The sequence below is a fragment of the Streptomyces sp. AC627_RSS907 genome (assembly GCF_019049165.1).
Window position 1 is genome coordinate 1 of sequence record NZ_JAGMUE010000944.1, and the last position, 694, is coordinate 694.

Consider the following 694-nt stretch of genomic DNA (forward strand, 5'->3'; position numbering starts at 1 on the left):
ACCCCATGGTGGAGGAGAGGGACTTCAGCTCTTCGGATACATCGACGACTGCCACACCCCCAGCCTAACGGTTACCCGGCCCCACCCCGCCCGGCCGCGTGCCCACCCCGGCCCGTACGCCTCTGAGCTGGAACGATGAGCCGGCGGCAGCGGTGTGGGGGCTGCGGCGACGGTGCCGTGGGCCCGGCGGGCCGCTCACGCGTACCCCGGGGCGGGCGCCCGGGGTACGCGCGCGGCACGCGGCGTCACGGAGTGCGCTCGGACTGGTGCACGCCGGGGGACTCGGTGTCCCCGCCGTCGTCGCCGCCGACCGCGAGGTAGCCCCCCACGCCCGCGGCGATGAGGGCGGCAGCGGCGGCGGCGCCGAGCTTGATCCGGCGGCGGCGCACCGCCTCCGGTTCCGAGCGGTGCCGGGCCGACCCGGCGCGGCGTTGGCCGCTGGCGCGCGGGGCGCGGGCCGTGCCGTGCGCGCCGCCCGCCAGCTCGGCCGACGTCGGGGCCCGCATGCTGGTGTGGGTGTCGCGGCTGGAGTCGGCGACGGCGCCCGGCACCAGCGGCACCGCGCCGCGCCGGCGCGGCTCGCCGACCGGCGGCTGCGGGGCGCCGGCGCCGTTCTCGTAGTTCCCGTACCCGCCCTCGTACTCGCCCGGCGACTCGTCGCCCGGCTCGTCGATGTCGAGCGGGGGCATGCCGG

1 pseudogene is annotated in these 694 nt (G+C 79.1%); it reads right to left on the reverse strand.

Annotated elements, in window-relative coordinates:
• Positions 1-245 precede the first annotated feature (245 nt).
• A pseudogene (locus KUM32_RS39590) lies at positions 246-694 on the reverse strand (serine/threonine protein kinase); the annotation flags it as partial.